This is a genomic window from Bacillus sp. LR--39, assembly GCF_053613335.1.
Window position 1 is genome coordinate 1 of record NZ_JBSIOT010001453.1, and the last position, 544, is coordinate 544.

General features: G+C 46.7%; 2 protein-coding genes. Both read right to left on the reverse strand.

What is annotated here, in order from left to right:
* Positions 1–190 precede the first annotated feature (190 nt).
* Positions 191–349, reverse strand: a complete 159-nt coding sequence (locus ACWHAR_RS31080) for a hypothetical protein (protein WP_009968374.1) — start codon at positions 347–349, stop codon at positions 191–193.
* Positions 350–377: 28 nt separating this feature from the next.
* On the reverse strand, positions 378–544 hold a 167-nt coding region (locus ACWHAR_RS31085; protein WP_452088933.1), incomplete at its 5' end, for a DNA-3-methyladenine glycosylase.

Genomic DNA, 544 nt, shown 5'->3' on the forward strand with positions numbered 1-544 from the left:
GAATATCACGTAGTCGCCCATGAAGCATGAGAAAAACCTCCTAACTAGTAGATGCAGGAATTCAGTGAATAGGCAGAAAGGATGATGAAGGGATGCGAAATGTATATAAATTCTATAATGGAGAGAATGGCAAGTCAATGAACATCCGTAGGACTAGAGGGAAAACTGACCTATAAAAAAACAGCCGGGATCAGCCGGCTGTTCTAGATGCGGACATATTCTTTTGTTTAGACGCCTTGCGGTCCTTCATGATTTTTCGAACAATCGGGTAAATGACCGGCGCCCATTTGATAACGGTTTTGATCATCTTTTTCAAAGCTCCGATTCTCCCTTCTTTTTTCTCAACCATTCCCCTGATTGCCTCTTCCTTAAACATGCTAACGCGACACGTACCTGTTTCCCGTCACCCAGAAACGCCATGGATAATCGCGTGCCTCCCCGCTGTTGTCAATGCCGATGCGCGGGCCGGTTGAAATTGCTTCCGGTGTGTACCCGCTTTCGATGTAAAGCGGCTGTTCCGTGATCCAGCGTCCGTAGTCATTCA

Excerpts from the sequence above, each read along its gene's own strand:
- ACWHAR_RS31080 (WP_009968374.1), bottom strand. The coding sequence starts at position 349 with ATGGTTGAGAAAAAAGAAGGGAGAATCGGAGCTTTGAAAAAGATGATC.